Genomic DNA, 26,396 nt, shown 5'->3' on the forward strand with positions numbered 1-26,396 from the left:
TAGCCGCTGGTGTTATTTCGCCCCAGCGACATAATGACTACTGGTTTTAGAAATTCAGCGTTACACCGGCAGTGTACGTGCGAGGAACGGGGTAATTCGAAAAATCAACACCCTGACTCAGGTTTCCGCCATCGCCATTTCCGGCACCATTTCCGCTCGTTTCCGGGTTGGGGCCGCCCCAGTACTTGGTGAAGATGTACACTTGCTGACAGGAAGCATACACCCGGGCCGATTTAAACAGTTTATTCACTGCACCGATGTTATAGCCCAGCGTTATGTTTTTGATCGTGAAAAACGACGCATCCGCCAGGAACTGTGTGCTGTTCCAGTCACGCTCGATACCCGTGTAGTTACCACCATTGTTGGTAGCGCCGAACTGGCCAGCTCCCTGCGTGATTACGTTGGTAGCCACGGCAGCCCCATTGACAATGGTATTCTGAACCCGGAAACGATCTTTTACCCCTTCAACCATGTTGAACACACCATCCAGATTGGCCGTGCTGTACAGGTGCCGAACCCACAACTGGTTTCCGTACGACCCAGACCCCGTGATCGAAAAGTCGAAGTTGCCGTATTTCAGGTCGTTGGTAAGCCCGTAGGTAAACTTGGGGAATGGGCTACCGATGATCGTGCGGTCGTCGGCATCGCCACCATAGGTAATCACTCCGTCGCCGTTCACATCTTTCATTTTGATCGTTCCAATAGCTGAACGCCCTGGGATAATCGGCGAATTTTTGAGGTCTTCTGCACTGGTATAATACCCTTGTTTGACCAGGCCGTAGAACTGACCAAATGGCTGACCTACCTGCGTAATGTGGAACGTTCCATACACCCGGTCGATACCCGGTGCCAGTGACACGACCAGATTCCGGTTGAACGAAATGTTGGCGTTGGTGGTCCACTTCAGCTTGCCCATTGTGTTTTTGGTGGTCAGCGAGAATTCGTGGCCCCAGAATTTAATTTCGCCAATGTTATCGTTGAAGTTGGTGAAACCGGATTCCTGTGGCACCTGCACCGCATACAACAGGTTGGTGGTCCGCTTGGTATAGAAATCATAAATGAACTGGATGCGGTCGTTGAACAGACCCAGGTCAAGCCCCATGTCAAACTGCTTCGTCGTTTCCCAGCCCAGGTTTGGGTTTGCCAGCGACGTCACCACAGCCCCCGTTGCAACTGTGCTGCCAAACACGGCATTGGTGGTATTGTTTACCAGCGCGTACTGTGTGTAGTTACCGATGTTGTTGTTACCAATCACCCCGTAGCTAGCCCGTATTTTGGCAAACGAAACCTGTGGAACGGTTTTCAGGAAATTTTCGTCCGACATAATCCAGCCTACCGAAGCCGATGGGAATGTACCCCAGCGATTGTTCAAACCAAATCGGGACGATCCATCCGCACGAATAGCCGCCGTCAGCAGGTATTTGCCTTTGTAGTTATAGGTCAGCCGAGACAGGTACGAGGTCAATGTCCATTGGTTGGCACCGTTTTGCGAGTTGGTACGGTCAATGTTCAGTGCGCCCTGAATGGTTGGCAACCGGTCGTCGGCATAGGTATTGGCCTGGACCTGTGTAAACTCCGACCGGAACTTCTGATTTGTAAAACCAGCCAACAGCTCAAAGTTATGATCGTTGAAGCTCTTTGCATAGGTTGCCAGGTTCTCGTTCAGCCACGACATGCTCTCCAGCCCCTGACGGATGGACACCGCCGTGGTCGGAATCGGTACGTTGATGGCACTGGTAGCCGTCGACGGATTGAAGAAGAAGAATTTAGAATTCGTATATTCTATATTCATCGTCGATTTCAACGTCAGCCCCGTAATGGGCCGAAACTGAATGTAGGCGTTACCTAAGAGGTTGGTGTTCTTTGTTTCGTTCACCAGTTCGTTAGCGGCTCGTACCCAGTTCGGATAGTTGAAGATATTACCCGTGCTGCTCGGTAAGGTATTGTATTTTGTCAGCTCCCCATTGGCGTCATAAATCGGCATGATTGGCCAGGTATGCAGGGCATTGAACAGAATCCCGGTTCCCCGGTCGCCGTCGGTACGGGGCGTATTATCAAACACATACGAAGGCGCTACATTGAACCCGACCGCAACCTTATTGGAGAGGTTATAGTTTGAGTTCATCCGCAGGGAGTACCGTTTGTATTTGTTATTGAGTACTACCCCGTCCTGATTGAAAATACCAGCCACCAGCGATGTGTTCGACTTTTCGGTATTGTGCGAAATACTCAGGTTATAGCTTTGAAGGGGTGCTACACGGAGTAAGGCATCGTACCAGTCGTTGTTCTTCCCTTCATACTGCGATGGGTTCTGGAAAATGTCAGGTACAGGCAGCAACTGATCTTCGTAGAATTCTTTCTTAAACTGGGCAAACTGTACAGCATTCAGCATTTTTACCCGACCTTTTACAGGAACTTTTTGTAAACCCGTGTAGGCGGTGAAGCTGATATTCGTCTGACCAGGTTTGCCTTTTTTGGTGGTGATGAGCACCACGCCATTGGCCGCCCGTGACCCATACAACGACGTAGAGGCCGCATCTTTCAGAATCGAAAGGTCCTCAATTTCATCGGGGTTCAACTGCGCGATATTGCCCGTAATGGGGAAACCATCGATCACGTAAAGCGGATCGCTACCTGCCGACACCGAAACCTGCCCCCGAATCCGAATGCTGATTCCCTGGCCGGGTTTACCCGTTGCCTGGTTGATCTGAACACCCGCCAGTCGGCCCTGTAATTTCTGCCCGATCTGCGAAACGGGCAAGTCTTTAATTTCCTGAGAGCTGATGGTTTGAACAGCCCCGGTTACTTCTTTCTTTAACTGGCTACCGTACCCCACAACCACGACTTCATTGAGGGTCTGATCGTCGGGTGTCAGGGCCACAGTCAGGGAAGTCTGGCTACCTACCACGACTTCTTTTTTCGCATAACCCACAAAACTAAACACCAGTGTAGCGCGGGTATCGGGTACGGCAATCCGAAAGCTCCCCGTCCCATCCGTTGTGGTTCCCTGGGTGGTCCCTTTTACAATAACACTTACCCCTGCCAGCAAATCCCCCTTCTCATCCGTCACCTTCCCCGAAATGGTTATGTCCGCAACCTGCGCGGTTTCATAAGACAAGTCTGGTCGGGGAACATGCAGTGCCAGCAATTGCCCTGCCAGCAAATCACTTCGTTTCGGCTCAATACTCTGCATCGTCTGAGCGAAGCCGGGTACGATTCCAGCTATCAGGCTCAGCGTAGCTAGTTGATAAATTTTTTTCATGGAGGTTTAGATCGAATAGGGTTACCAGAAATAGATATAGAAAAAACATAAGCGAATACTCAAATATTGATAAACATGTAGGGGCAACTTTCCTATACCTTCCCAGTTTTAGTATTATTTGATTAAGATTTTAAGAATTTTCAATATATCAGGCGGTATTCCTGCTTTTTAGTAGATACTTGCCTTTACTATACATCCCTAAAAGCAAGTCTGCAGTGATGCTGTCTGGACATTTGACATCTGAGATGATCGATCACATTAAAATCAACGACTATTCGAATACACCCAAATACCAGCAGATTTATAACTCAATCGTAGAAGGTATTGAAAATCGGGATATTCTACCAGGCGATAAACTACCGTCGATTCATGAGCTATGTGCGTCATTCGATGTCTCGAAAGGCACGATCGAGCGAGCGTACGAGCTGCTAAAAGAGAAAGAGATTATTGGCGGGGTAAAAGGCAAAGGGTTTTATATCAACTATACCCCAACGGGAAATAACCTGAAAATATTCCTGTTATTCAACAAGTTAAGCGCCCACAAAAAAATTATCTACGATTCGTTTGTCGAGATGCTGGGCGATACAGTAGCCATCGATTTCTTTATTTATAACAACGATTTTCGATTATTTCGGGATTTAATCCAGCGTCAGGCCCATAATCATACCCATTATGTCATCATTGGCCACTTTTTCGATGGCGAAGAGAAGGCGGCAGAGTTAATCAACAGTTTACCCAAGCATAAACTGGTGATTCTCGACAAACTGCTGGACGGTATAACCGGCAATTATGCGGCTGTATTTCAAAACTTTGAGAAAGACCTTTATCAGGCGTTGATTGAAGCCTTACCTCTCCTACGGAAATACAGAACCATAAGCATCCTGGTGCCTTCCTACACCTACCATCCTAAGGCGATCTTAAACGGGTTCTATAAATTCTGCTATGAGTACGGGTTTCAGACCCGGGTCATTCACGACATTCGGCAGGAACCTATCCTCTCCCAACAAGCCTATATTAACCTGATGGAGGAAGACCTGGTCGAACTGATTAAGAAGATAAAGCAGACTGCCTATGGCATCGGACAGGAAGTGGGCATTCTTTCTTATAATGACACGCCCCTAAAAGAGTTTCTGCTGGAAGGCATTACGGTGATCTCAACCGATTTCGCGCAAATGGGACGAACGGCCGCCCAACTTATATTGAATGGTAGTCAGGAGCATATAGAAAACCCCTTCCGCCTGATCGTACGAAAATCCCTATAGAAATGCATGTGCCAGGTGGTGTCGATACTTTTAACCGACATCACCTGGCACATGCCCACTACTTACGGCTTATAGCCTTCAATTGCCCCCCGAACGTTGCCAAACTGGGCCAATAATGTTTCTGCCTTCTCGCGATCGACACCCAATTCGTCCATGACCATACGGGCAGCCCGGTCCTGGAGCTTTATATTCGACAATTGCATATCGACCATTTTGTTGCCTTTTACCCGGCCCAGACGAATCATGACCGATGTCGAAACCATATTCAGAACCAGTTTTTGAGCTGTTCCTGCTTTCATTCGGGTGCTGCCGGTCACGAACTCCGGGCCAACCACAACTTCAACCGGATATTCGGCCGCTTTGGCGACAGCCGAGCCTTCGTTACAAACAATGCACCCAGTCAGTAGGCCCGCTTTCCGGGCTTCTTCAAGGCCGCCGATCACGTAGGGCGTTCGGCCCGAGGCCGCGATTCCGATAACGGTATCCAGCGAATCAGGATGATAGGGGGCCATGTCTTTCCAGGCTTGTTCGGGATCATCTTCAGCGAATTCGACAGCTTTGCGAATAGCCCCATCCCCTCCGGCAATAAGACCAATGACTAAATCGTGTGGAACGCCATAAGTTGGCGGACACTCCGACGCATCAACGATGCCCAATCGGCCACTCGTACCTGCTCCGATATAAAACAGCCGTCCGCCTTCTTTCATACGTTTAGCGGTTTCTGTTACCAGCGCTTCAATCTGCGGAATAGCCTTCTCCACTGCCAGCGGAACCGTTTGATCTTCCTTATTTATTGTAACGAGCAAGTCATGAACCGACATCTGCTCCAGATGGTCGTAATGGGATGTGCTTTCTGTTGTCATACCTCAAAAGTAACACTCACACATTTTAACCGACAAATAATCATTTTTTTCTTGCCTTTTCGAAAAACATAATTTTTCTTTACAGCGTTATTACACCAGCAGCGAAATTTCGCTAATTGTAAAATATGCTTACCGAATCGACTCCTACTGAACTGAATCGCTTTAGTCGTACCCTTACGCAGGAAATTAGTAACCCAGCCGCCAAAGCTATGCTCTACGGAGTGGGCCTAACGGAAGACGACATGCAAAAGCCTCAGATTGGCATTGCCAGCACGGGCTACGAGGGCAACACCTGCAACATGCACCTGAACGGGCTGTCGGTGTACGTTAAGCAGGGCATTCAGGCGAATGGACTCGTTGGGCTAATTTTTAATACGATTGGTGTATCGGACGGGATGACCAACGGCAACGACGGTATGCGGTACTCGTTACCCAGCCGTGACCTCATCGCTGATTCGATTGAGTCGGTAGTAGCTGCGCAATGGTATGATGGCGTAGTAACGGTGGTCGGCTGCGACAAAAACATGCCGGGTGCCATAATGGCCATGGCCCGGCTCGACCGACCTGGTATCATGGTTTATGGGGGCACCATTCGTTCGGGTCATTATAAAGGACAGAAACTGGACATTGTGTCGGCCTTTGAAGCACTGGGAAAAAAATACGCCGGCAACATTTCCGATGAAGATTACGAAGGCGTTATCAGGAATTCGATTCCAGGTGCTGGTGCCTGCGGTGGTATGTATACCGCCAATACCATGGCGAGCAGCATCGAAGCGATGGGCCTTAGTCTGCCATTTAGCAGCACCTATCCAGCTACTCACGAAGGCAAACAGGAAGAGTGTAAGAAAATCGGGGCGGCCATGCGGCTGTTGCTCGAACGGAACATCACACCGCAAGAGATCATCACCCGCAAATCGCTCGAAAACGCCCTGACCATTGTAATGGCGCTTGGCGGCTCGACCAATGCCGTTCTGCATTACCTGGCTATTGCACGAGCGGCAGGTATTGAACTTACCCTCGACGAAATTCAGGCTATCAGCGACCGAACTCCCTTAATCGCCGATCTGAAGCCAAGTGGCAAATACTATATGGAAGATATGCTTGCCATTGGGGGCGTTCCGGCCGTCATGAAATACTTATACCAGAATGGCTATATCCATGGCGATTGCCTGACCGTAACCGGAAAAACGGTGGCCGAAAATCTGGAAGATGCTGCTGATCTGAATTTTGAAACGCAAAAGATTGTCTTCCCGCTGAGCCAGCCGATCAAAGCAACCGGACATATTCAGATTTTACGCGGTAACCTGTCGCCAACAGGTGCCGTTGCCAAAATTACGGGTAAGGAAGGTCTTAAATTTGAAGGAACAGCGAAAGTTTGCGAACATGAAGGTGAAGTGATCGAAGCGCTGTCGAAAGGTGAAATTCTGCCCGGACAGGTACTGGTGATTCGGAATGCAGGCCCCAAAGGAGGCCCTGGCATGAGCGAAATGCTAAAACCCACCTCGGCGATCATGGGAGCCGGGCTTGGCGATAAAGTAGCGTTGATTACCGATGGCCGATTCTCAGGGGGTACGCACGGATTCGTAGTCGGTCACGTAACCCCCGAAGCCTACGAAGGGGGCCCAATCGCCCTAGTCCAAAACGGCGACCGCATTACCATCGATGCCACCACCCGTGAAATCATTCTGCATATTTCGGACGAAGAAATGGCGTACCGCAAGAGTGAATGGAAACAACCTGCCCCGCGCTTTACCAAAGGTGTACTGGGCAAGTACATTCGGAACGTGAAGTCGGCTAGCGAAGGCTGCGTAACGGACGAAGCATAACAGACGTTTATCTTTACGTCTGTACAGATCATATTATAGCATGACAACCGCTTTTCAAAACCAGCAAATTCTTGAGTATCTCAAACCGTATCAACCAGAACGGATAGGAATTTTTGGTTCATGGGCGCGGGGAGAAAACGGCCCTAACAGTGATCTGGATGTGCTGATAAAATTAAGTAAGCCCGTATCGTTGCTAACCTTCGTTCAGATGGAAGATGAGTTATCAAACAAACTGGCAACCAAAGTAGATCTGGTTTCAGAAGGAGCGATCACTAATGAGCGACTGAAAAGGCATATTTTTCAAGACCTGAAAATTATCTATGAAGGATGATCTCGTCTATATAGAACATATTATACAGGCTTTGGAACGCATTAGCAGCTATACTGATGAGATGACAGAAGACGCTTTTCTTAGTGATACAAAAACACAGGATGCCTGCATCCGACAATTTGAAATCGTGGGAGAAGCTACAAAACGTCTTTCACTATCTTTTCGAGACCGATTTACCCAAATCCCCTGGCGAAGATTAGCCGGTATGAGAGATAAGCTTATACATGATTATATCCAAGTCGATTTAGCAGTAGTGTGGTCAACAGTTTCCAATGACGTCACTCCTCTATTCATCGAACTGGAAGCCATTTATGAAATCCTGTTAAACGAAGAACAGAGTAATACAACAAACTGAATACGACCTTAAACCGCTACAAGCATCATGGAAGCTATCGCCAACGTTATGCCGGAAGCCATTGAAACCGCCCCGGCCCCTACCTACATCAACGGTTCGCACGCCCTCATGCAGGCACTTGTGGCAGAGGGTGTCGATACCATTTTCGGCTATCCTGGTGGGGCAATTATGCCCGTCTATGATGCCTTATACGATTTTCAGGATCGTATCAATCACATTCTGGTTCGTCATGAACAGGGAGCTGGTCATGCAGCTGAAGGCTATGCCCGCGTAACAGGTCGGGCAGGGGTTTGCCTGGTAACCTCTGGGCCGGGAGCTACCAATCTGGTAACAGCCATTGCCGATGCGCTGATCGACTCGACGCCAATGGTCTGCATTGTTGGTCAGGTAGCGAAAAAACTGCTGGGTACGGATGCGTTTCAGGAGGCCGACGTTATGGGTGTAACGATGCCCATTACCAAATGGAACTACCAGATCACCAGTGCCGATGAAGTACCTGAGGTTATTTCAAAAGCATTTTACATTGCCCAGTCTGGTCGTCCGGGACCTGTGTTGATCGATATTACCAAAAGTGCCCAGCTGGAGCTGATGACCCAGTCATTTGCTTACGAGCGCTGCCAAAGCATCATTAGTTACAGACCTCGCCGTGTACCGAAGCCGGAACAGGTCGAAGCCGCAGCGAAGTTGATCAACAACGCCAAAAAACCCTATATACTGGTTGGGCATGGAGTCCAGATAGCTAAAGCCGAAGATGAACTCCGCGAGTTTGCCGAAAAAACGGGCATTCCGGTTGCAACCACCTTACTCGGGCAATCTACGATCTCAACGGATCACCCGCTGTATGTAGGCTGGCTGGGTATGCATGGTAATTATGGCCCGAACGTAATGACCGATCATGCCGATGTGATTATTGCCATCGGGATGCGTTTTGACGACCGTGTCACGGGCGACGCCAGCAAATACATAAAGCAGGCCAAGGTGGTCCATATCGAAATTGACCCAGCCGAAATCGACAAAATTATCCGCGCCGATGCTCCAGTCGTCGGCGATGCCAAAGAAGTCCTGAAGGCCTTGATCCCGCTGGTCACGCCCAATGACCACACCGTTTGGCGGAATGAATTCCGAAAATACGATGCTATTGAAAACGAAGCCATTACACAGCCTGAGCTGTCGAACCAGATGGGTAAAATCAAAATGGCAGAAGTGATCAATATGCTCTCTCAAAAAACAAAGGGTGAGTCGATCCTGGTCACCGATGTAGGGCAACACCAGATGATGGCATCGCGCTATTACCAGTTCCGTCGGCCCAATAGTCTGGTAACGTCGGGGGGTATGGGTACAATGGGCTTTGCTCTGCCAGCCGCTTTTGGAGCACAGGTAGGCGCCCCAGACCGTCAGGTGGTAGCCATTATCGGTGATGGTTGTTTCCAGATGACGCTCCAGGAACTAGGAACCATTGTTCAGAACAAGCAGCCTGTGAAAGCCATCATCCTGAACAACAACTTCCTGGGTATGGTCCGTCAGTGGCAGCAGTTGTTTCACGAGCGTCGGTACTCATTTGTAGAGCTACAAAATCCTGATTTTGTAACGATTGCCAAAGGTTTTGGTATGGCCGGGCACACCTGTAACGAACGCGAAAGCTTATCCGATTCGCTCGATACTCTATTGAACTCCGATGGCCCGTATCTGCTGGAAGTCATTGTCGAAAAAGAAGAGAACGTGTTCCCGATGGTACCCGCAGGTGCCAGTGTCGCGCAAATCAGATTGAAATAGTCATTTAGTACTATGTCATAAACTAGTCATTTGCTTTCGGCATCGTTTATGGTGATCAATACAAATTGCTGTAAATACAACCCCTAAGAACGAAGTGAATGACCCTACATGGCAGCGAAGCCTAATGACCCCGAATGACCATAACATGACAACATACACCATCTGCATATTTACGGAAAATACCATCGGGCTGCTCAACCGCATCACGATCATTTTTACCCGTCGACGCATCAACATCGAAAGCCTGACCGTGTCTGAAACGGAACGTAAAGGCGTATCGCGTTTCACAATCGTCATCAAGCATGAATCACGTGAAGAGGTCGAAAAGCTCGTCCGTCAGATTCGTAAGATCGTTGAAGTGCTGGCCGTATTCGGTTACCTGAACGACGAAATTGTTTTCAATGAAATAGCGCTGTTCAAAGTGTCGACCGGGTTGGGTAGCAAACCCCTCGATGTCGAAACCATTAACCAGCAATACAAAGCCTGGGTTGTTTACTGGGGTCTCGACTACGTGATTATCGAGAAAACAGGCAATGACACCGAGATTTTCGAGTTTTTCAATTACATCAAACGACACGAGATTCTGGAATTTGTCCGCTCAGGCCGTGTAGCGGTTGGCAAAACCGAGAAGGGGCTTGTTGAATACCTTCCCGAAGCCGACTGGGCGTATTATATGTAAACAAAGTCATTCCTGAACCGGACTGGCACTAACCAAGTAGTAACCCCCAAATCAGAGTACAAAACCAATTAAACAATGGCAACGATTAATTTCGGAGGAGTTGAGGAGCAAGTTGTGACACGGGAAGAGTTCCCGCTGGAAAAAGCCCGCGAGGTGCTGGCAAATGAAGTGATCGCCGTGATTGGCTATGGCGTACAGGGCCCTGGTCAGTCGCTCAACATGCGCGACAACGGTTTCAACGTGATTGTTGGCCAGCGGAAAGGCAAAACCTACGACAAAGCCGTAGCGGATGGCTGGGTTCCAGGCGAAACACTGTTCGAAATCGAAGAGGCTCTCGAAAAAGGCACCATTATCTGCTTCCTGCTTTCCGATGCTGCTCAGATCGAGCTCTGGCCAACTGTAAAAGCCGCTCTTAAGCCCGGCAAATCGCTGTATTTCTCGCACGGATTTGGCGTAACCTATAAAGAGAAAACCGGCATTGTTCCACCCGCCGATGTTGACGTATTCCTGGTTGCTCCGAAAGGATCAGGCACATCCCTGCGTCGTCTGTTTGTAGAAGGTAAGGGGCTGAACTCGTCGTTCGCTGTTTACCAGGATGCATCGGGCAATGCTCGCACCAAAGCCATCGCGATGGGTATCGGTGTTGGTTCAGGTTATCTGTTCGAAACCGATTTCTACAAAGAAGTAACCTCCGACCTGACTGGCGAACGGGGTACGCTGATGGGTGCCATCCAGGGTATCTTTGCCGCTCAGTATGAAGTACTGCGTGCCAATGGCCATAGCCCATCCGAAGCCTTCAACGAAACGGTAGAAGAACTGACCCAATCGCTGATGCCGCTGGTAGCCGAAAACGGTATGGACTGGATGTACGCCAACTGCTCGACTACCGCCCAGCGTGGTGCCCTCGACTGGTGGAAACCTTTTCGCGATGCAACCAAACCCGTGTTTGAACAACTGTACAACTCGGTAAAATCGCAGGAGCAGGCCGAAATCAGCATCACCCGCAATTCGCAGCCCGATTACCGTGAGAAACTCGAAGTAGAACTGGCCGAACTGCGTGACTCTGAAATGTGGCAGGCTGGTGCCGCCGTACGCTCGCTGCGCCCAGAACGTAGCTAGTCTAAAGCCAATAGTACAGGAATGTACAATGAATAATGTAAATTTGAGGAAATGGGCAGCCATTGCTTCATCAATACATTACTCATTGTACATTCTTCTTTTTCACCGTGGTTGATACAAGCTCAACAGTGACTTTTCCCGATCTCGATACGATCTATCTGGCGGCCAAACGACTCCAAGGAGTAGCCGTTCATACACCGTTACAGGAAAATGTGAATCTCTCCGACCGCTACGGGGCCAATATCTACCTCAAACGCGAAGATTTGCAGGTTGTCCGGTCCTATAAAATTCGGGGAGCGTACAATAAGATGGCCAGTCTGCCTGCCGAAGCCCTCGCTAAAGGTGTGGTATGCGCCAGTGCGGGCAACCATGCGCAGGGTTTGGCCTACGCCTGCCGAAAAATGGCCGTTCGCGGCACCATTTTCATGCCCACTACTACGCCCAACCAGAAAATCAAACAGGTAAAATTGTTTGGGAAAGAGTTTGTGGAAGTGGTTTTGGTGGGCGATACCTACGACGACGCATTCTATGCCGCCATGGAGTTCGTCAAAACGCACGATAGCACGTTTGTCCATCCTTTCGATGATGTGCTGGTAATGGAGGGACAGGGAACCGTCGGACTGGAAATCTTCAAGGACTCCAACGTGAAGATTGATTACCTGCTAATGGCTATTGGCGGGGGCGGTTTGGCCGCTGGGGTATCAACGGTGTTCAAGCAGTTAAGTCCGAAAACAAAGCTGATCGGGGTAGAGCCCCTGGGTTCGCCTTCGATGAAAGTATCGATCGAAGAAGGCCACGTAATCGCGCTCGATAAGATCGACAAATTTGTGGATGGTGCTGCCGTAAAACGACCCGGCGACATTACGTTCGAAGTATGTCGTAAAAATCTTGACCGTATCCTGCTCATTCCGGAAGGTAAAGTGTGCACCACCATCCTGAAACTGTACGATGAAGATGCCATAGTTGCCGAACCGGCTGGTGCGCTGACGATTGCCGCGCTGGATATGATCAAAGATGAGATTCGGGGCAAAACCGTAGTTTGTCTGGTTAGTGGTGGCAATAACGATATTACCCGTACCGAAGAGATCAAAGAACGGTCGTTATTATACGAAGGGCTGAAACATTATTTTATCATTCGATTTCCCCAGAGGTCGGGCGCTTTCCGCGACTTTCTCAACGTACTTGGCCCCGAAGACGACATCACGCGGTTTGAATACACCAAGAAAACCAATCGGGAAACCGGCCCGGCTGTAGTAGGCATCGAATTGAAGCATCGCGAAGATTTTGAGTCGCTCATCCAGCGAATGGAAGCCCAAAACATTGTATACGAGTACCTCAACGACCAACCGGATTTGTTTCAGTTTTTAGTGTAACCCACTAAACGACAAATACCATGATAACTGCCGTTCAAAATAAACAGCAAGCTTTCGAGCGTATTCAGGCCCACCAGAATAAATTAAAACAATTTGGCGCGGCTCGTCTGGGCCTTTTTGGCTCATTTGTTCGCGATGAGCAACAAACAGACAGTGACGTTGATCTAGTTGTTGAGTTTAAGCCAGGTGCCAAAAAACTCCATAATTTCCTGGATATGGCCGATTATCTTGAAGAAGTAATGGCGCGTAAAGTTGATTTACTCACCTGGGATGGAATGGCAGAGTTCGTCCGCAAACACGTTGCCAATGAAGTTGAATACATCACCTTTGCTGATTGATTTTCTAAAGCATATCCAATCCGAACTTGGTTATATTATCAGGGCCACAGCCAATCTGGATGCAGACAGCTTGTTATCCGACGAGACAAAAAGCCGTGCTGTTACCCACAGTTTGCTAATTGTTGGCGAAGCCTGTAAAAGAGTTCCTGATGAGTTTCGGTTCGGCCATCCAGAATTTGACTGGCGAGGATTCGCAGGGCTACGAGACCGACTTATCCATCATTATTGGGGGATCGACCAAACGCTCTTTTGGGAAGCCGTGACCGTTGATGTACCTACCAATAAAGAATGGATTGATGTAATTATTGAGCGCGAATCAGCTAAGCTCTCTAGTGAGTAACATTCCTTCATTTATGCTTCGTGTCCCTTCGTCCATACAGCCCGATCAGTTTCAGTCGCTGAACATCCAACGTCCCGATGGGTCAGAAATGACGTTTGTGGCCTATCGGAGCGACGTGTACCCCGAACGGAATGAAGTTTTTTTTGAAGAACCTGCTGTCATTGTCGTGCTGGAAGGCGAAAAGAAATTTAGCTCACCTACGCAGGAATTGCATGTACGTAAAGGCGACATTCTGTTTTTCCAGCGGGGTTGCTACTCCATGAACGAGTCCATCGATAACAGCTACCGCAGCCTGGTTTTTTTCGTAAACGAGCGGCTTCTAAAAGAATTCGTTGGGCAGCATCTGACTTTATTTCCGGCTACTTCGATTAGTGTACCAGCCGATCTGATTCTTGCCTACTCATCGTCTGCCGCCTTCACCACCTTTATCGACTCACTATTGCCGTATTTTGGCTCCAGAACCCCTTACCTCAACGAATTTCTCCGGCTAAAATCCCAGGAATTACTACTTCATCTGCTGGAACTGGATACAAAAACGCAACTACAGTCCATTCTGTGGCACATTTATCAGGGGCAGAAAACCGACCTGGATTATCTGATGAGCACCTACCTGCTTAAACCCCTTTCGATGAACGAACTAGCCCGGTTATCGGGCCGGAGCCTCTCGGCATTCAAGCGTGACTTCGAAGCTCATTTTCGAACCGCACCGGGGCAATGGATTCGCCGAAAACGCCTGGAACACGCCCATTTCCTCCTTCGGAATACGACCCAGAATGTATCGGAAGTAAGCCTGGAAATTGGCTACGAGAGCGTGTCGCATTTTATTAAAGCCTACAAAAACCAATACGGCTTTACCCCTAAACAAGCCCATCAAAATCCCACGGCGTTACCCCCGACCACTTTAGCGTCAAAAATGCTGCAAGCGATGTAGTCCTCTAGTCTAAACGACACATCCCGGCAAGCCATGCTACCACCCTACCTTATTGCCGAACTGAACAAAGCAAATGTAGCTCCCCACTCGTTGGAAAATATCTTCCAGTACGTTTCGTTTCTGGACGTAAAAAATCAAACCCAGCTCATCCGGCCCGGGCAGGTATGCGACCAAATCTATTTCGTTATGTCGGGGAGTTTTGTGTGCCGGTACATTGACGAAGACCTGGAGATCGAAAAAACGATCAACTTCTTTATGGAAGATTTTCACCCGTTTATGAGCTGCGTCGACAGTTTCTTTTCGGGCGAAAAAACCAGGTGTGAACTACGGGCCATCGCTCATTCAACTGTACTGGCCCTGAACAAACATAAATTCGAATCGCTGATCGATACCGACCTGAACCTGTTTCGGTTCTATCATTCGGTCGTCACAACAGCTTTGCAGGAAGAAAACGATTTCAAACTCAAAATCATTTCCTATACGTCGGAGCAGCTTTATCAATATCTGATCAGCACCTTTCCGATTATTATCCAGCGTGTGCCTTCTCGTTTCATTGCCGAGTTTATGGGAATTTCGCCCGAATGGTTGAGCAAGCTGAAACATAAGTATAGAGATTAGCCAGAATAAGCCGTTTCTTCCCGGTCAATGCATTTCTTGAATTAATTCAAGTGTTGCTCCTGATGCATTCCGGTAGGTTTGAGCCATCATTTTAACATCTCAAACCAATGGCAAAAGAATACCTTGGCTACCAGTCGCCCGACTATGCCACCCCATTCGCTACCTTCTACAACGAAGCGTTTCTGCCGCTAGCCTTGCCTATTCAGGAAGCTTTAGCCCATTCACCACTCGAGCCAGAACGCTTACCCGCCTTTGCAGCCGCTCGCTATCTGGAAACCGAAGGATATACCGACTGTGAAAACGGCTATACCCAATACCAAGACGGTAGTATTCACGTAGCTGTCCGCACAGTTATGCCCAACGTAACCCCACCCATGTGGGATTGGTGGTTTGGCTGGCATGGTTGTCAGGATAGCCGCTATAAACTGTGGCATCCGAAAGCGCATGTGAGCGCTCGTTGGGAAGATGGGCAAAATGATGTAGCGTATATAGGCCGCCATTCTATTATCAAAGAATATATCGGCAAAGAGTTGCAGGATGCTATGATCCAGTTTCAATCGCCCACTGATTTTGGGTTTTCGTTCGACGCGGTCAACCATCCCGAAAAAGCCGTGTATATCTGCGCTCGTCTGGGGCACCCCACCCTCCCGGTCGATTACGGCTATCTGGTACATCAGATTCGGGCCATTGAGGGCGGTTCAGAAATGCGTTCCCGCTTTTGGGTAGGCGGTCAATACGTGAGTGTTCGAAAAACGGGAATACTGGCCGATCTGGCTTCTGAATTTATCCGCAAGGTCAGGTCATTACCCCAAAACTTTGCTCCCGACTTACTCCAGCACTGTGCCGAAGAGATGACGCATCTGGCCGCTTTCCTGCCCGCTTTGTATGCCGAAAACAACCGAAAATCCGATGACTTGCAGGTTGCGGGCCTCGTTACCCGACGCTCCGACGCGGGCTTTGACCAACTGGTCATGGGTACGTTATTCAACAAAATCGACCCCGGCAAACGACCCGATCTGGTTGTTGAGCCGAAAAGTGTTCAGGATATTATCGCCACGCTCAGGTACGCCCGGTCGGTAGGTAAAAAAATTACTGTTTGCTCGGGAGGGCATAGTTTTAGTGCCAACCACCTGCGTAACAATAGTGTGCTGATTCTGATGAAAAACTTCAATCAGTACGAGATCAATGCCGATGCCATGACGGCCAAAGCAGAGCCGGGTGTAGGAGGTAGCGTTCTGATGCAGGAACTGTATAAACACAATCTGTTTTTTCCGGCAGGTCACTGCAAAGGCGTCTGCATTGGCGGTTATCTGTTGCAGGGAGGCTACGGCTGGAATGGTCGAAAGCTAGGAATTGCCTGCCAAAGCGTGATTGGGCTTGACATTATCACAGCCGACGGCGAACTGGTACATGCCAATGCCGATCAACATGCGGATCTGTTCTGGGCAGCACGAGGGGCAGGGCCAGGCTTTTTCGGCATCGTTATCTGCTTTCATCTGAAACTGTATCCGTTGCCTAAATACCGCGCCATTATTGCGCACGATTTTTCGATGAAGCATCTGGAAGACGTATACCGTTGGGCGTATGAAGTAGGGCCGGGTATTCCCAATGCGGTAGAATTCCAGATGATTATGAGCAACAATATGCTCAGTGTGCTGGGGCCGGGTATCGAAGCCATCGCGCCCATTTTTGCCGATACCCAGGAGGAATACGAAGAAGCGATGGCGTTCATGAAAAACAGCCCGATCAAACGTAAAGCCATCATTGCCACGCCAGCTTTCAATCCGGGTATCGACATGCTGTATAAAACAACCATGACCCATTATCCCGAAAACTGTTACTGGGGTGTGGATAACATGTGGACACACGCCCCGCTCGATGACTTAATGCCGTTTATCAAAGAGATTTCGAGAACCTTACCACCGGCACCGTCGCATTTTCTGTGGCTCAACTGGCATCCGGGTAGTCTATCGACCGATATGGCCTACTCCAACGAAGACAATACGTATCTGGCCCTGTATGGAAACTGGCAAAATGCAGAAGATACCGCAACATATGGTGATTGGGCGGCCAATATGATGCGGCAGATGGCACACCTTTCTACAGGCATCCAACTGGCCGACGAAGGTTTGCATAAACGCACAGCCCCTTTTCTGTCGGACGGTCATCTCAAAAAACTCCAGCAAATACGCGCCCAACGCGACCCGAACGGCCTTTTTTATGAGTGGCACAGCCGTCCGGCTATAAACGAATCAGCGCTTTCCTAACCAGTCCAGTCTATTTTTTATTCGTCAAAAATCATCTACCATGAAGCATTTAGTTTTCGTTTTCAGCCTCTTGCTCAGTATTAGCAGCGCATTTGCCCAAAAATCGACCGATAATCTGGCGGGCACCTATAAAACCGACGATGATGGCGTTTTGATCATTGTCAGCAAAACCAGCAATGGATTTGTGGGCATTGACCCTGCCAAACGAGTTGTTCTGAAGGATATAAAATTTGTCGATGGGCAATGGAAAGGAATGGTCTACAATCCTAAAAAAGACATAACTGCCGAATGCGAACTCTATCTGGCTGGTAACAAATTGAAAATCGTAGCCCACAAAGGTATTCTGACCAAAACCGTTTACTGGGAAAAGCAGTAGACGGTTCGTAGGGTCTCAATAGGCATGTTCAGCATTACTATACATGCCCAATGAGACCCCATATAGTTTTCCGGCCAGATACACCTATAGAACCAAAATCGCTATTTATTGAGCGGATAACGAGATCGATTATCCATTGGTATTTATCAATTTTGTAGCAGAGAAGTACACGAATTTATTTAATGACTGCTTTGCTATGAGCACCCCAAAAACGCTATTCGATAAAGTATGGGACGCACACGTTGTCCGCCATATCGAAGATGGTCCCGATGTATTGTTTATCGACCGCCACTTTATTCATGAAGTTACCAGCCCGGTGGCGTTTCTAGGTCTCGAAGGACGGGGCGCATCTGTGCTGTTTTCTGGCCGAACCTTCGCTACGGCCGACCACAACACGCCAACCCTCAACCAACACCTGCCCGTAGCCGATCCGCTTTCGGCCAATCAGCTTGCGGCACTGGAGCGTAACGCGACTAAATATGGCATTTCGCACTGGGGTTTAGGCCATGAGAAAAACGGTATCGTACACGTAGTAGGGCCGGAAAATGGCATCACGCTGCCCGGAATGACCATCGTTTGTGGCGACTCGCACACGTCTACCCACGGTGCATTCGGAGCCATTGCTTTCGGTATCGGTACATCGGAGGTTGAAATGGTACTGGCATCGCAGTGCATCATGCAGCCTAAGCCCAAGAAAATGCGGATCAGCGTGAACGGTACGCTCAGCAAAGGGGTATTGCCTAAAGACGTTATCCTTTACATTATTTCGCAGATTTCGGCCAGTGGCGCCACGGGTTATTTTGTCGAATATGCTGGTGATGTATTTGAGAACATGAGCATGGAAGGCCGCATGACGGTCTGTAACATGAGCATTGAGATGGGGGCTCGTGGTGGCATGATTGCGCCTGATGAAAAAACCCTCAGCTACCTCAACGGCCGTGAACTGGCTCCTAAAGGCGAAGCCTGGGACAAACTGGTGCCCTACTGGGAATCGCTCAAAACCGATGAAGGTGCCACTTTCGACATCGACCTCACCTTCGCTGCGGCCAACATCGAACCACAAATTACCTACGGTACAAATCCGGGCCTGGGTACGGGCGTTACACATCAGATTCCGGTAGCCGAAGCCGTAAAAGATGGTGCTGCCAGCTATAAAAAGTCATTGCAGTACATGGGCTTTTCCGAAAATGAATCCATGATCGGCAAGCCTATCGATTTCGTATTCCTTGGAAGCTGTACCAACGGCCGAATCGAAGATTTCCGGGCATTTGCTTCCATTGTAAAAGGTCGTAAGAAAGCCGACAACGTAACGGCCTGGCTGGTTCCAGGTTCACATATTGTCGAAAAGCAGATTAAAGACGAAGGGATTCTGGATATTCTGACCAGCGCTGGTTTCCAGCTTCGTCAGCCGGGCTGCTCGGCCTGTTTAGCCATGAATGAAGATAAGATTCCGGCAGGCAAATATGCGGTTTCGACTTCCAACCGCAACTTCGAAGGTCGCCAGGGACCAGGTGCGCGCACGTTACTAGCTAGTCCGCTGGTTGCTGCGGCTGCGGCTGTAACCGGCGTTGTCACAGATCCGAGAGAGTTTCTAAATTGATTTTTTGAACTGCGAAGGCGCGAGGACGCTAAGAAACTTATTGCTAGTATCTCCGTCTTAGCTAGACAAATCTTCGCGTCTTTGCGGTTCAAAAACTATGGATAAAAGCCAGTATGAAGCAATTGCCCGGCAACTATTTTTTGCGTCCCTTGAAGTTCACAAGATTATGGGCCCTGGGTTACTTGAATCGGTTTACGAACTATGTCTGTTAAAAGAATTGTCTTTACGAGGTCTTCTAGCCGAGTGTCAAATCCCTATTCCGTTAGTATTCAAAGGGTATGAGTTATCGAAAGAATATCGAATAGATATTCTGGTTGAAGACAAAATAATTCTTGAGTTAAAAGCAGTTGAATCGATTTTACCTATCCATGAAGCGCAGATGATTTCCTATTTGAAACTAGCCAATAAAAAGCTGGGATTCCTTATCAATTTCAATGTGCCAATGTTAAAAGATGGCTTCCGTCGATTTGTGAATAACTACTAAAATTTTAAATGAACCGCGAAGGCGCAATGACGCCCAAATAAATCCTCGCGTCTTTGCGTCTTCGCGGTTTAAAATAAAACAAAATGGCTTACGATAAATTCACTATACTCCGCAGTACGGCCGTTCCGATGCCGATTGAGAACGTCGATACGGACCAAATCATCCCCGCTCGTTTCCTGAAGGCCACCGAGCGTAAAGGCTTCGGCGATAACCTCTTCCGCGACTGGCGCTATAATAGCGACGATACCCCCAAACCCGATTTTGTTCTGAACAATCCAACCTATTCCGGCAAAATCCTGGTAGGAGGCAAAAACTTTGGTAGTGGTTCGAGCCGCGAGCACGCAGCCTGGGCCATTTACGACTACGGTTTCCGTTGTGTTGTATCGAGTTTCTTTGCCGACATTTTCAAAAACAACTGCCTGAACATCGGTATATTACCCGTTACGGTCAGCCCTGAATTTGCGGATAAAATCTTTGCCGCTATCGAGGCCGATCCAACCACCGAACTGGAGGTTAACTTGCCTGAGCAAACGATTACGCTGCTCTCGACCGGCGAAAGCGAAAGTTTTGCGATCAACGGTTATAAAAAGCACAACCTGGTCAACGGCTACGACGACATCGATTATCTGCTCTCCATGAAGTCCGAAATCGAAACCTTCGCCGAAACGAGACCCTTCTAGTTTTGAATGATTGATTGATTGAATGATTGAATTGGCGGGCGCAAGCTTTTCTATTCAATCATTCAATCATTTAATCATTCTATCATTAAATATGAAACGTCGTTATATTGAAATCATGGACACGACACTGCGCGATGGTGAACAAACCAGCGGGGTGTCGTTTTCTGCGTCCGAAAAATTGGCTTTAGCCCAGTCGCTGTTGACCGAGGTTAAAGTTGACCGCGTTGAAGTAGCATCGGCAAGGGTATCGGCCGGTGAGCTGGAAGCCGTCCAGCAGATAACCCATTGGGCTGCCGGGGCAGGTTTGCTCGATAAAGTTGAAGTGCTCACGTTTGTTGATGGGCAAGCCTCCCTCGACTGGATGCGTGCGTCGGGGGCCAAAGTAATGAACCTGCTGACCAAAGGCTCGCTGAATCACCTTACCCACCAACTTAAGAAAACACCCACTGAGCATTTCAACGACATTCAGTACGTTATTGATCAGGCACAGCAATCCGATCTGCTGGTCAATGTATACCTGGAAGACTGGAGCAACGGCATGCGCAACTCGCCCGATTATGTACTTCAGTATCTGGACTTTCTGCAAACCCAGCCCATCCGTCGTGTGCTGCTCCCCGACACGCTGGGCGTATTGACCCCTGCCGAAACATTCACCTTTGTCAGCCAGCTCGTTGATCGCTATCCAGAGCTTCATTTCGATTTCCATGCCCATAACGACTACGACCTTAGCATTGCCAATGTGATGGAAGCAATTCGAGCGGGAGCGCATGGGCTGCACCTAACCGTCAATGGGCTGGGCGAACGGGCAGGTAATGCACCCATGGCAAGTGCTATTGCGGTTCTGCGTGATTTTATGCCCGACATTCGAACGGGTGTGGTCGAAAAATCGCTGTATCAGGTTAGTAAGATCGTCGAAACGTTTTCAGGACTTCGGATTCCCGACAACAAGCCCGTGGTCGGGGATAATGTGTTCACCCAAACGGCCGGTATCCATGCCGACGGCGACAAGAAGAACAACCTGTATTTCAATACCTTATTGCCTGAACGCTTCGGCCGGAAACGAAGCTACGCCCTTGGCAAAACATCCGGCAAGGCCAACATTGAGAATAACCTCCGTGAGCTAGGGATTCAATTGTCGGAGAGCGATTTAAAGAAAGTAACCCAACGGGTTATCGAACTGGGCGATCTGAAAGAGGTAGTCACACGCGAAGACTTGCCGTATGTTATTTCGGATGTACTGAACACGAATGCCATTGCCTCGCGGGTCGAAATCCTCAACTACGTACTGACGCATTCGAAAGATCTGAAACCATCGGCCACGCTACGTGTGCGGATTGAAGAAGAACAGTTCGAAGAAAACGCTCAGGGCGACGGACAGTATGATGCCTTTATGAATGCCCTGAAGAAAATCTACAGCAAAAAGAAGCTTGTGCTTCCCTCCCTTACCGACTATGCTGTACGGATTCCGATGGGTGGCCGTACCGATGCGCTTTGTGAAACCATTATTACATGGAAATTTAAAAATCGCGAATTCAAAACCCGTGGCCTCGATTCTGATCAAACCGTATCGGCTATTAAAGCCACGCAAAAAATGCTAAATACGCTGGATTAACGCTGACCGCCAGATAAGGGCAACGTCCTAAATGGGATTATTGCCAATTCGTTTAATAAATTCGTGTTTTGGCACTGAACACAAACTGTTATCACGTTTCATTCGTCCTTTATGAGTCAGGCAAAACAGACAGCAGAAAAAGTAGAGTATAATGGGTCAGATAATCTGGCCATGATGAGTCATGCTGTCAATTACAACAGTGGGCTGTATAAGTGGGTGGCCCGCGACATTCGTCCCGGTGAAGCAGTCCTGGATTTTGGAGCTGGTAACGGCGAATATGCCAACCGCTTTCCGATTGGCAGTGTCGATGCGGCCGAAATTGACCCAGAGCTGCTACCGCTGATTAAACAACCCGTTTACACCGACATCCGCCAGCTCCCCAAAAAATACGACCTGATTTACACCATCAATGTGCTCGAACACATTGAGCATCATGGCGACATGGTCAAGGAGTTATACACTATACTAAAACCCGGTGGCCGCATCAAGGTCTTTGTTCCGGCTCGTCAGGAAATTTTCAGCAATATGGATGAGCACGTCGGCCATTACCGCCGTTACGACAAAAAGCTGGTGCGCCAGATTTTGGAAGATGCCGGTTTCCGGGTTACGGATTGCCGCTATTACGACTTCGCCGGTTACTTCATCTCGTTGATTTACAAATGGCTTGGTAAAGACGGCCGAATCACCAAAGAATCGGTGGTCCTGTATGATCGCGTCATTTTTCCCGTAAGTCGTCTGTTCGACAAACTAACGATTGGTCAGGTTATCGGTAAAAACGTCATTGCCGAAGCCGTACGGCCCAAATAGCCCAATTTAGTAAGCAGCTTAACAACCCAAACGAGTACGTTCACAGTTAATTTATACCCGTTAAAAGAGTATTGTGAAAAGCCGCCCGTATAACCCTGCCAGCGCTCTTTCACGCCTTCACTCTTTGCTCTTTAATCAATGAAAAAACACATCCTAGTAGTCCCCGGCGACGGTATTGGGGCCGAAGTAACCACCGTTGGTAAGCAGGTTCTGGAAACAATCGCTCAGAAGTTCGGGCATGAATTCACCTACGACGAAGCCCTGATCGGCCACGTCGCAATCGAAGCTACTGGCTCTCCGCTACCCGAAGAAACCTTAACCAAAATGAAGGCCGCTGATGCCGTTCTGTTTGGCGCTGTAGGACACCCTAAATACGATAACGATCCATCGGCCAAAGTTCGGCCCGAGCAAGGGCTGTTGAAAATGCGGAAGGAGTTAGGGCTCTATGCGAATCTGCGTCCGATCAAGCTATTCGACGAACTCCTCGACGCATCCAGTATTAAGCCCGAAATTCTGCGAGGAGCCGATATTCTGTTTTTCCGGGAGTTGACAGGAGACGTTTATTTTGGTAAACGCGAACGGCTTGATGACGGTAATACGGCCTACGATACAATGATCTACAGCAAATATGAAGTAGAGCGAATTGTTCGGAAAGCTTTTGAAGCCGCTCGTACCCGTGGCAAAAAACTCTGCTCAGTCGATAAGGCCAACGTACTCGAAAGTAGCCGTTTATGGCGCGAAGTCGTACAGGCCATTGCTCCCGAATACCCAGACGTGACGGTTGAACACCAGTTTATCGACGCTGCCGCCATGCTGCTCATCAAAGATCCGAAACGGTTCGATGTAGTTGTGACTGGCAATTTATTTGGCGACATACTGACCGATGAAGCCAGTCAGATTGCAGGTTCGATGGGTATGCTGGCTTCAGCTTCAGTTGGTGATCTAACAGGCGTTTACGAACCCATCCACGGCTCAGCCCACGATATTACGGGCAAAGGGGTAGCTAATCCTCTGGCGTCGATTCTTTCAGCCGCCTTATTACTAGATATATCGTTCGGCCTGAAAGATGAGGCCCAGGCCATTATTAATGCTGTAGATGCTGTATTAAAAGCGGGGTATCGTACACGCGATATTGCCAATAGCGATACCCCGGCAGACAAAATTCTGGGCACAGAGGCTATGGGTACTCAGATACTACAGCAGTTAACGGCCTAATACCGAGTGAATCAGCTTCGTTAAAAATTTTATAGAGAAGCTTGCAGGAAATTCAAAAAGGGCTATTTTTGTAGCGTATTTACGCAATCAGCGAAATTTCGCAAACTAAAAATGGCTATGTTCTCTACCAACCGGCTGCAAAACCTAATCGTTTTCTAAGAGCGGAGAGAAGGATATATTTTGCCCAAAAAGCCCTTCCTCCGCAGGAATGGGCTTTTTTTATCATTACTGAGTCAATACTAATTCAATCAATATCGGACTATGAGCCAACGAGTTTATATTTTCGACACCACCCTGCGCGACGGCGAACAAGTGCCAGGCTGTCAGTTGACCACTGAAGAAAAAATCGTAGTTGCCAAAGAACTGGAACGGCTCGGAGTCGATATTATCGAAGCTGGCTTCCCGATTTCCAGCCCTGGTGACTTTCGGTCGGTTGTCGAAATTTCAAAAGCCGTAACAGAACCTACCATCTGCGCCCTAAGCCGAGCCGTAAAAGGTGATATCGATGCGGCTGGCGAAGCCCTAAAATGGGCCAAACGGGGCCGGATTCATACAGGTATTGGCTCTTCGGACATTCATATCCGAAATAAATTCAACAGTACGCGGGAGAAAATTCTTGAGCAGGCCATTGCCGCTGTTAAGCATGCCAAATCGTACGTTGAAGATGTAGAATTTTATGCTGAAGATGCAGGCCGTGCTGATTTGGCCTTCCTGGCTCAACTAACCGAGGCTGTTATTGGCGCAGGGGCAACGGTCGTCAATATTCCTGATACAACAGGTTATTGCCTACCCGATGAGTACGGGAAAAAAATCGCTTATATCTATGAGCATGTTTCCAATGTTCATAAAGCCACCATTTCTATTCACTGTCATAATGATTTAGGTCTGGCAACGGCCAACACACTGGCAGGTGTCATGAATGGTGCTCGCCAGGTTGAAGTCACGATCAACGGCATTGGTGAACGGGCTGGTAACACATCGCTCGAAGAAGTGGTCATGGCTATCAAGGTAAAGAAGGAAATGGGGCTGTATACCAACATCGACTCAACCCGTCTTTACCCAGTCAGTAATCTGGTATCGCAAATGATGCGAATGCCTGTTCAGGCTAATAAAGCGATTGTTGGCCGAAATGCCTTTGCTCACTCCTCAGGTATCCACCAGGATGGTTTTTTGAAACATTCTGAGAACTATGAGATCATGAATCCCCAGGATGTTGGCGTGCCCAAGTCATCGATTGTCCTGACTGCCCGTTCTGGCCGCCACGCGTTGAAGCACCGCCTGGAACTGCTCGGTTTCCGTTATGACAAACCAACCCTGGATGGCATTTATTCTCGCTTCCTGGATATGGCCGACATTCGAAAGGAGGTCAATGACAAAGATTTAATGGAACTGGTCCGCTAAAAAGAAAGCCCGTCGTGCGACGGGCTTTCTTTTTGCCAAGAACAAAATACGAGAAATAGCTGTTTCGCCAACAAAGAATAGTAGTCCATTAACCTGCTAATCAGTCTTATCATGGCTCGTCCAACGCCTGAACTTATCAATGCACTTCGCAAAACTGCGAACAATCTTAAAAAGGGAGCACCTTACCAATGGGGACACATGGGAGGTTGTAACTGCGGAAACCTTGCCCAGGAACTGACCAAATTGAGCAAGGATGAAATTCATCGTTACGCCATGCAACGTTATGGCGACTGGAACGAGCAGGTAGAAGATTATTGCTCGACAAGTCAAATGCCAATTGATCTTCTAATCAGTGAAATGCTCGGTGCTGGTCTTACCCTGGAAGATCTAAAGCATCTTGAACGATTAGACGATCGTGAAATTCTGGCACAGCTCCCCCCTGAGAAAAGGCATTTAAAACACAATGTGCGAGAAGATGTCGTTTGCTACATGAACACCTGGGCAGACCTGCTAGAAGAACAGGTATTAGCTAAAATAACTTTGCCTGTAATTCGTGACGTTGAATTGGTTTGATCCACACTAGATGAATCAAGGTCAAGTAGTACAACGTATTCAAGAAGGGTATAAAACAGAAAAGGCCTGTCCAAGTTGGACAGGCCTTCCGATTTCATAGGTGGCACCTACCTACTCTCCCGCTTGTGACAGCAGTACCATCGGCAGTACGGGGCTTAACGGCTCTGTTCGGGATGGAAAGAGGTGTTCACCCGCCTTAACAGCACCAACCTATTGACTCTTCTGAGTACAGATCCCCTGCACTCTATATCAATGTAGCTTTCAAAGACCCCACAGAAAGAGATTGCCAATCACTCTATCAACACAAGTTT

General features: G+C 48.6%; 24 protein-coding genes and 1 rRNA gene. 22 read left to right on the forward strand and 3 right to left on the reverse strand.

From position 1 onward, the window contains the following. Positions 1 to 46 precede the first annotated feature (46 nt). Positions 47 to 3,262 carry a SusC/RagA family TonB-linked outer membrane protein gene (locus B153_RS0108305; RefSeq protein WP_020596234.1) on the reverse strand — a complete coding sequence of 1,072 codons (3,216 nt, stop codon included), beginning with the start codon at positions 3,260 to 3,262 and terminating at the stop codon, positions 47 to 49. Between the two features lie 245 nt (positions 3,263 to 3,507). On the opposite strand from B153_RS0108305, the gene B153_RS0108310 reads away from it, so the two are divergent. After that, positions 3,508 to 4,524 (forward strand): GntR family transcriptional regulator, encoded by a 1,017-nt coding sequence (locus tag B153_RS0108310; RefSeq protein WP_026261996.1) that lies wholly within the window; start codon positions 3,508 to 3,510, stop codon positions 4,522 to 4,524. Positions 4,525 to 4,586: 62 nt separating this feature from the next. On the opposite strand, the gene murQ is transcribed toward B153_RS0108310, so the two are convergent. After that, a complete protein-coding gene (gene murQ, locus B153_RS0108315; protein WP_026261997.1) occupies positions 4,587 to 5,387 on the reverse strand; it encodes an N-acetylmuramic acid 6-phosphate etherase in 801 nt (266 codons plus the stop codon). A 125-nt stretch (positions 5,388 to 5,512) separates the two neighbouring features. On the opposite strand from murQ, the gene ilvD reads away from it, so the two are divergent. The 21 genes from ilvD (at position 5,513) to B153_RS0108420 (ending at position 26,085) form a co-directional block, all read left to right on the forward strand. Beyond that, on the forward strand, positions 5,513 to 7,213 hold the full coding sequence (ilvD, locus tag B153_RS0108320) for a dihydroxy-acid dehydratase (RefSeq protein ID WP_020596237.1): 1,701 nt from the start codon (positions 5,513 to 5,515) through the stop codon (positions 7,211 to 7,213). A 40-nt stretch (positions 7,214 to 7,253) separates the two neighbouring features. Then, positions 7,254 to 7,544, forward strand: a complete 291-nt coding sequence (locus B153_RS0108325; protein ID WP_020596238.1) for a nucleotidyltransferase family protein — start codon at positions 7,254 to 7,256, stop codon at positions 7,542 to 7,544. Further along, positions 7,534 to 7,899 (forward strand): HepT-like ribonuclease domain-containing protein, encoded by a 366-nt coding sequence (locus B153_RS0108330; RefSeq protein ID WP_020596239.1) that lies wholly within the window; start codon positions 7,534 to 7,536, stop codon positions 7,897 to 7,899. The genes B153_RS0108325 and B153_RS0108330 overlap by 11 nt, the downstream gene beginning before the upstream one ends. A gap of 27 nt (positions 7,900 to 7,926) precedes the next feature. Beyond that, a complete protein-coding gene (gene ilvB, locus B153_RS0108335) occupies positions 7,927 to 9,672 on the forward strand; it encodes a biosynthetic-type acetolactate synthase large subunit (protein ID WP_020596240.1) in 1,746 nt (581 codons plus the stop codon). 145 nt (positions 9,673 to 9,817) lie between these two features. Continuing rightward, positions 9,818 to 10,351, forward strand: a complete 534-nt coding sequence (gene ilvN / locus B153_RS0108340; protein ID WP_020596241.1) for an acetolactate synthase small subunit — start codon at positions 9,818 to 9,820, stop codon at positions 10,349 to 10,351. A 75-nt stretch (positions 10,352 to 10,426) separates the two neighbouring features. After that, complete coding sequence (ilvC, locus tag B153_RS0108345; RefSeq protein ID WP_020596242.1) at positions 10,427 to 11,470, forward strand: ketol-acid reductoisomerase; 1,044 nt, start codon at positions 10,427 to 10,429, stop codon at positions 11,468 to 11,470. A 128-nt stretch (positions 11,471 to 11,598) separates the two neighbouring features. After that, positions 11,599 to 12,843, forward strand: coding sequence for a threonine ammonia-lyase (gene ilvA / locus B153_RS0108350; protein WP_020596243.1), 1,245 nt, complete (start codon positions 11,599 to 11,601; stop codon positions 12,841 to 12,843). A gap of 20 nt (positions 12,844 to 12,863) precedes the next feature. Then, positions 12,864 to 13,181, forward strand: coding sequence for a nucleotidyltransferase family protein (locus B153_RS0108355; protein ID WP_020596244.1), 318 nt, complete (start codon positions 12,864 to 12,866; stop codon positions 13,179 to 13,181). Continuing rightward, the gene (locus B153_RS0108360) at positions 13,150 to 13,521 is read left to right on the forward strand and encodes a HepT-like ribonuclease domain-containing protein (RefSeq protein ID WP_040761039.1); all 372 of its coding nucleotides are present in this window, start codon (positions 13,150 to 13,152) and stop codon (positions 13,519 to 13,521) included. Before B153_RS0108355 ends, B153_RS0108360 begins: the two co-directional genes overlap by 32 nt. 13 nt (positions 13,522 to 13,534) lie before the next feature. Further along, complete coding sequence (locus B153_RS0108365; RefSeq protein ID WP_020596246.1) at positions 13,535 to 14,452, forward strand: helix-turn-helix transcriptional regulator; 918 nt, start codon at positions 13,535 to 13,537, stop codon at positions 14,450 to 14,452. Positions 14,453 to 14,485: 33 nt separating this feature from the next. After that, positions 14,486 to 15,070 (forward strand): Crp/Fnr family transcriptional regulator, encoded by a 585-nt coding sequence (locus B153_RS0108370; protein ID WP_020596247.1) that lies wholly within the window; start codon positions 14,486 to 14,488, stop codon positions 15,068 to 15,070. 107 nt (positions 15,071 to 15,177) lie between these two features. Continuing rightward, the gene (locus tag B153_RS37620) at positions 15,178 to 17,337 is read left to right on the forward strand and encodes a DAPG hydrolase family protein (RefSeq protein ID WP_020596248.1); all 2,160 of its coding nucleotides are present in this window, start codon (positions 15,178 to 15,180) and stop codon (positions 17,335 to 17,337) included. 40 nt (positions 17,338 to 17,377) lie between these two features. Continuing rightward, positions 17,378 to 17,713: a DUF2147 domain-containing protein gene (locus tag B153_RS0108380; protein ID WP_020596249.1), complete on the forward strand. Its 336-nt coding sequence runs from the start codon at positions 17,378 to 17,380 to the stop codon at positions 17,711 to 17,713. A gap of 196 nt (positions 17,714 to 17,909) precedes the next feature. After that, positions 17,910 to 19,313, forward strand: a complete 1,404-nt coding sequence (gene leuC / locus B153_RS0108385; RefSeq protein WP_020596250.1) for a 3-isopropylmalate dehydratase large subunit — start codon at positions 17,910 to 17,912, stop codon at positions 19,311 to 19,313. Between the two features lie 97 nt (positions 19,314 to 19,410). After that, on the forward strand, positions 19,411 to 19,797 hold the full coding sequence (locus B153_RS0108390; RefSeq protein ID WP_020596251.1) for a GxxExxY protein: 387 nt from the start codon (positions 19,411 to 19,413) through the stop codon (positions 19,795 to 19,797). A gap of 83 nt (positions 19,798 to 19,880) precedes the next feature. Continuing rightward, the gene (gene leuD, locus B153_RS0108395) at positions 19,881 to 20,477 is read left to right on the forward strand and encodes a 3-isopropylmalate dehydratase small subunit (RefSeq protein ID WP_020596252.1); all 597 of its coding nucleotides are present in this window, start codon (positions 19,881 to 19,883) and stop codon (positions 20,475 to 20,477) included. A 91-nt stretch (positions 20,478 to 20,568) separates the two neighbouring features. Beyond that, positions 20,569 to 22,089, forward strand: a complete 1,521-nt coding sequence (locus B153_RS0108400) for an alpha-isopropylmalate synthase regulatory domain-containing protein (RefSeq protein WP_026262000.1) — start codon at positions 20,569 to 20,571, stop codon at positions 22,087 to 22,089. A 111-nt stretch (positions 22,090 to 22,200) separates the two neighbouring features. Then, positions 22,201 to 22,896 (forward strand): class I SAM-dependent methyltransferase, encoded by a 696-nt coding sequence (locus B153_RS0108405; protein ID WP_020596254.1) that lies wholly within the window; start codon positions 22,201 to 22,203, stop codon positions 22,894 to 22,896. A gap of 138 nt (positions 22,897 to 23,034) precedes the next feature. Then, positions 23,035 to 24,111, forward strand: coding sequence for a 3-isopropylmalate dehydrogenase (gene leuB / locus B153_RS0108410; protein WP_020596255.1), 1,077 nt, complete (start codon positions 23,035 to 23,037; stop codon positions 24,109 to 24,111). A gap of 261 nt (positions 24,112 to 24,372) precedes the next feature. After that, positions 24,373 to 25,512 carry a 2-isopropylmalate synthase gene (locus B153_RS34880; RefSeq protein ID WP_020596256.1) on the forward strand — a complete coding sequence of 380 codons (1,140 nt, stop codon included), beginning with the start codon at positions 24,373 to 24,375 and terminating at the stop codon, positions 25,510 to 25,512. A 111-nt stretch (positions 25,513 to 25,623) separates the two neighbouring features. After that, positions 25,624 to 26,085 carry a hypothetical protein gene (locus B153_RS0108420; protein WP_020596257.1) on the forward strand — a complete coding sequence of 154 codons (462 nt, stop codon included), beginning with the start codon at positions 25,624 to 25,626 and terminating at the stop codon, positions 26,083 to 26,085. A gap of 98 nt (positions 26,086 to 26,183) precedes the next feature. Here the strand turns inward: B153_RS0108420 and rrf are convergent. Then, positions 26,184 to 26,295 (reverse strand): 5S ribosomal RNA (gene rrf, locus B153_RS0108425). Positions 26,296 to 26,396: the final 101 nt, after the last annotated feature.

Source organism: Spirosoma panaciterrae DSM 21099, assembly GCF_000374025.1.
Classification (GTDB): domain Bacteria; phylum Bacteroidota; class Bacteroidia; order Cytophagales; family Spirosomataceae; genus Spirosoma; species Spirosoma panaciterrae.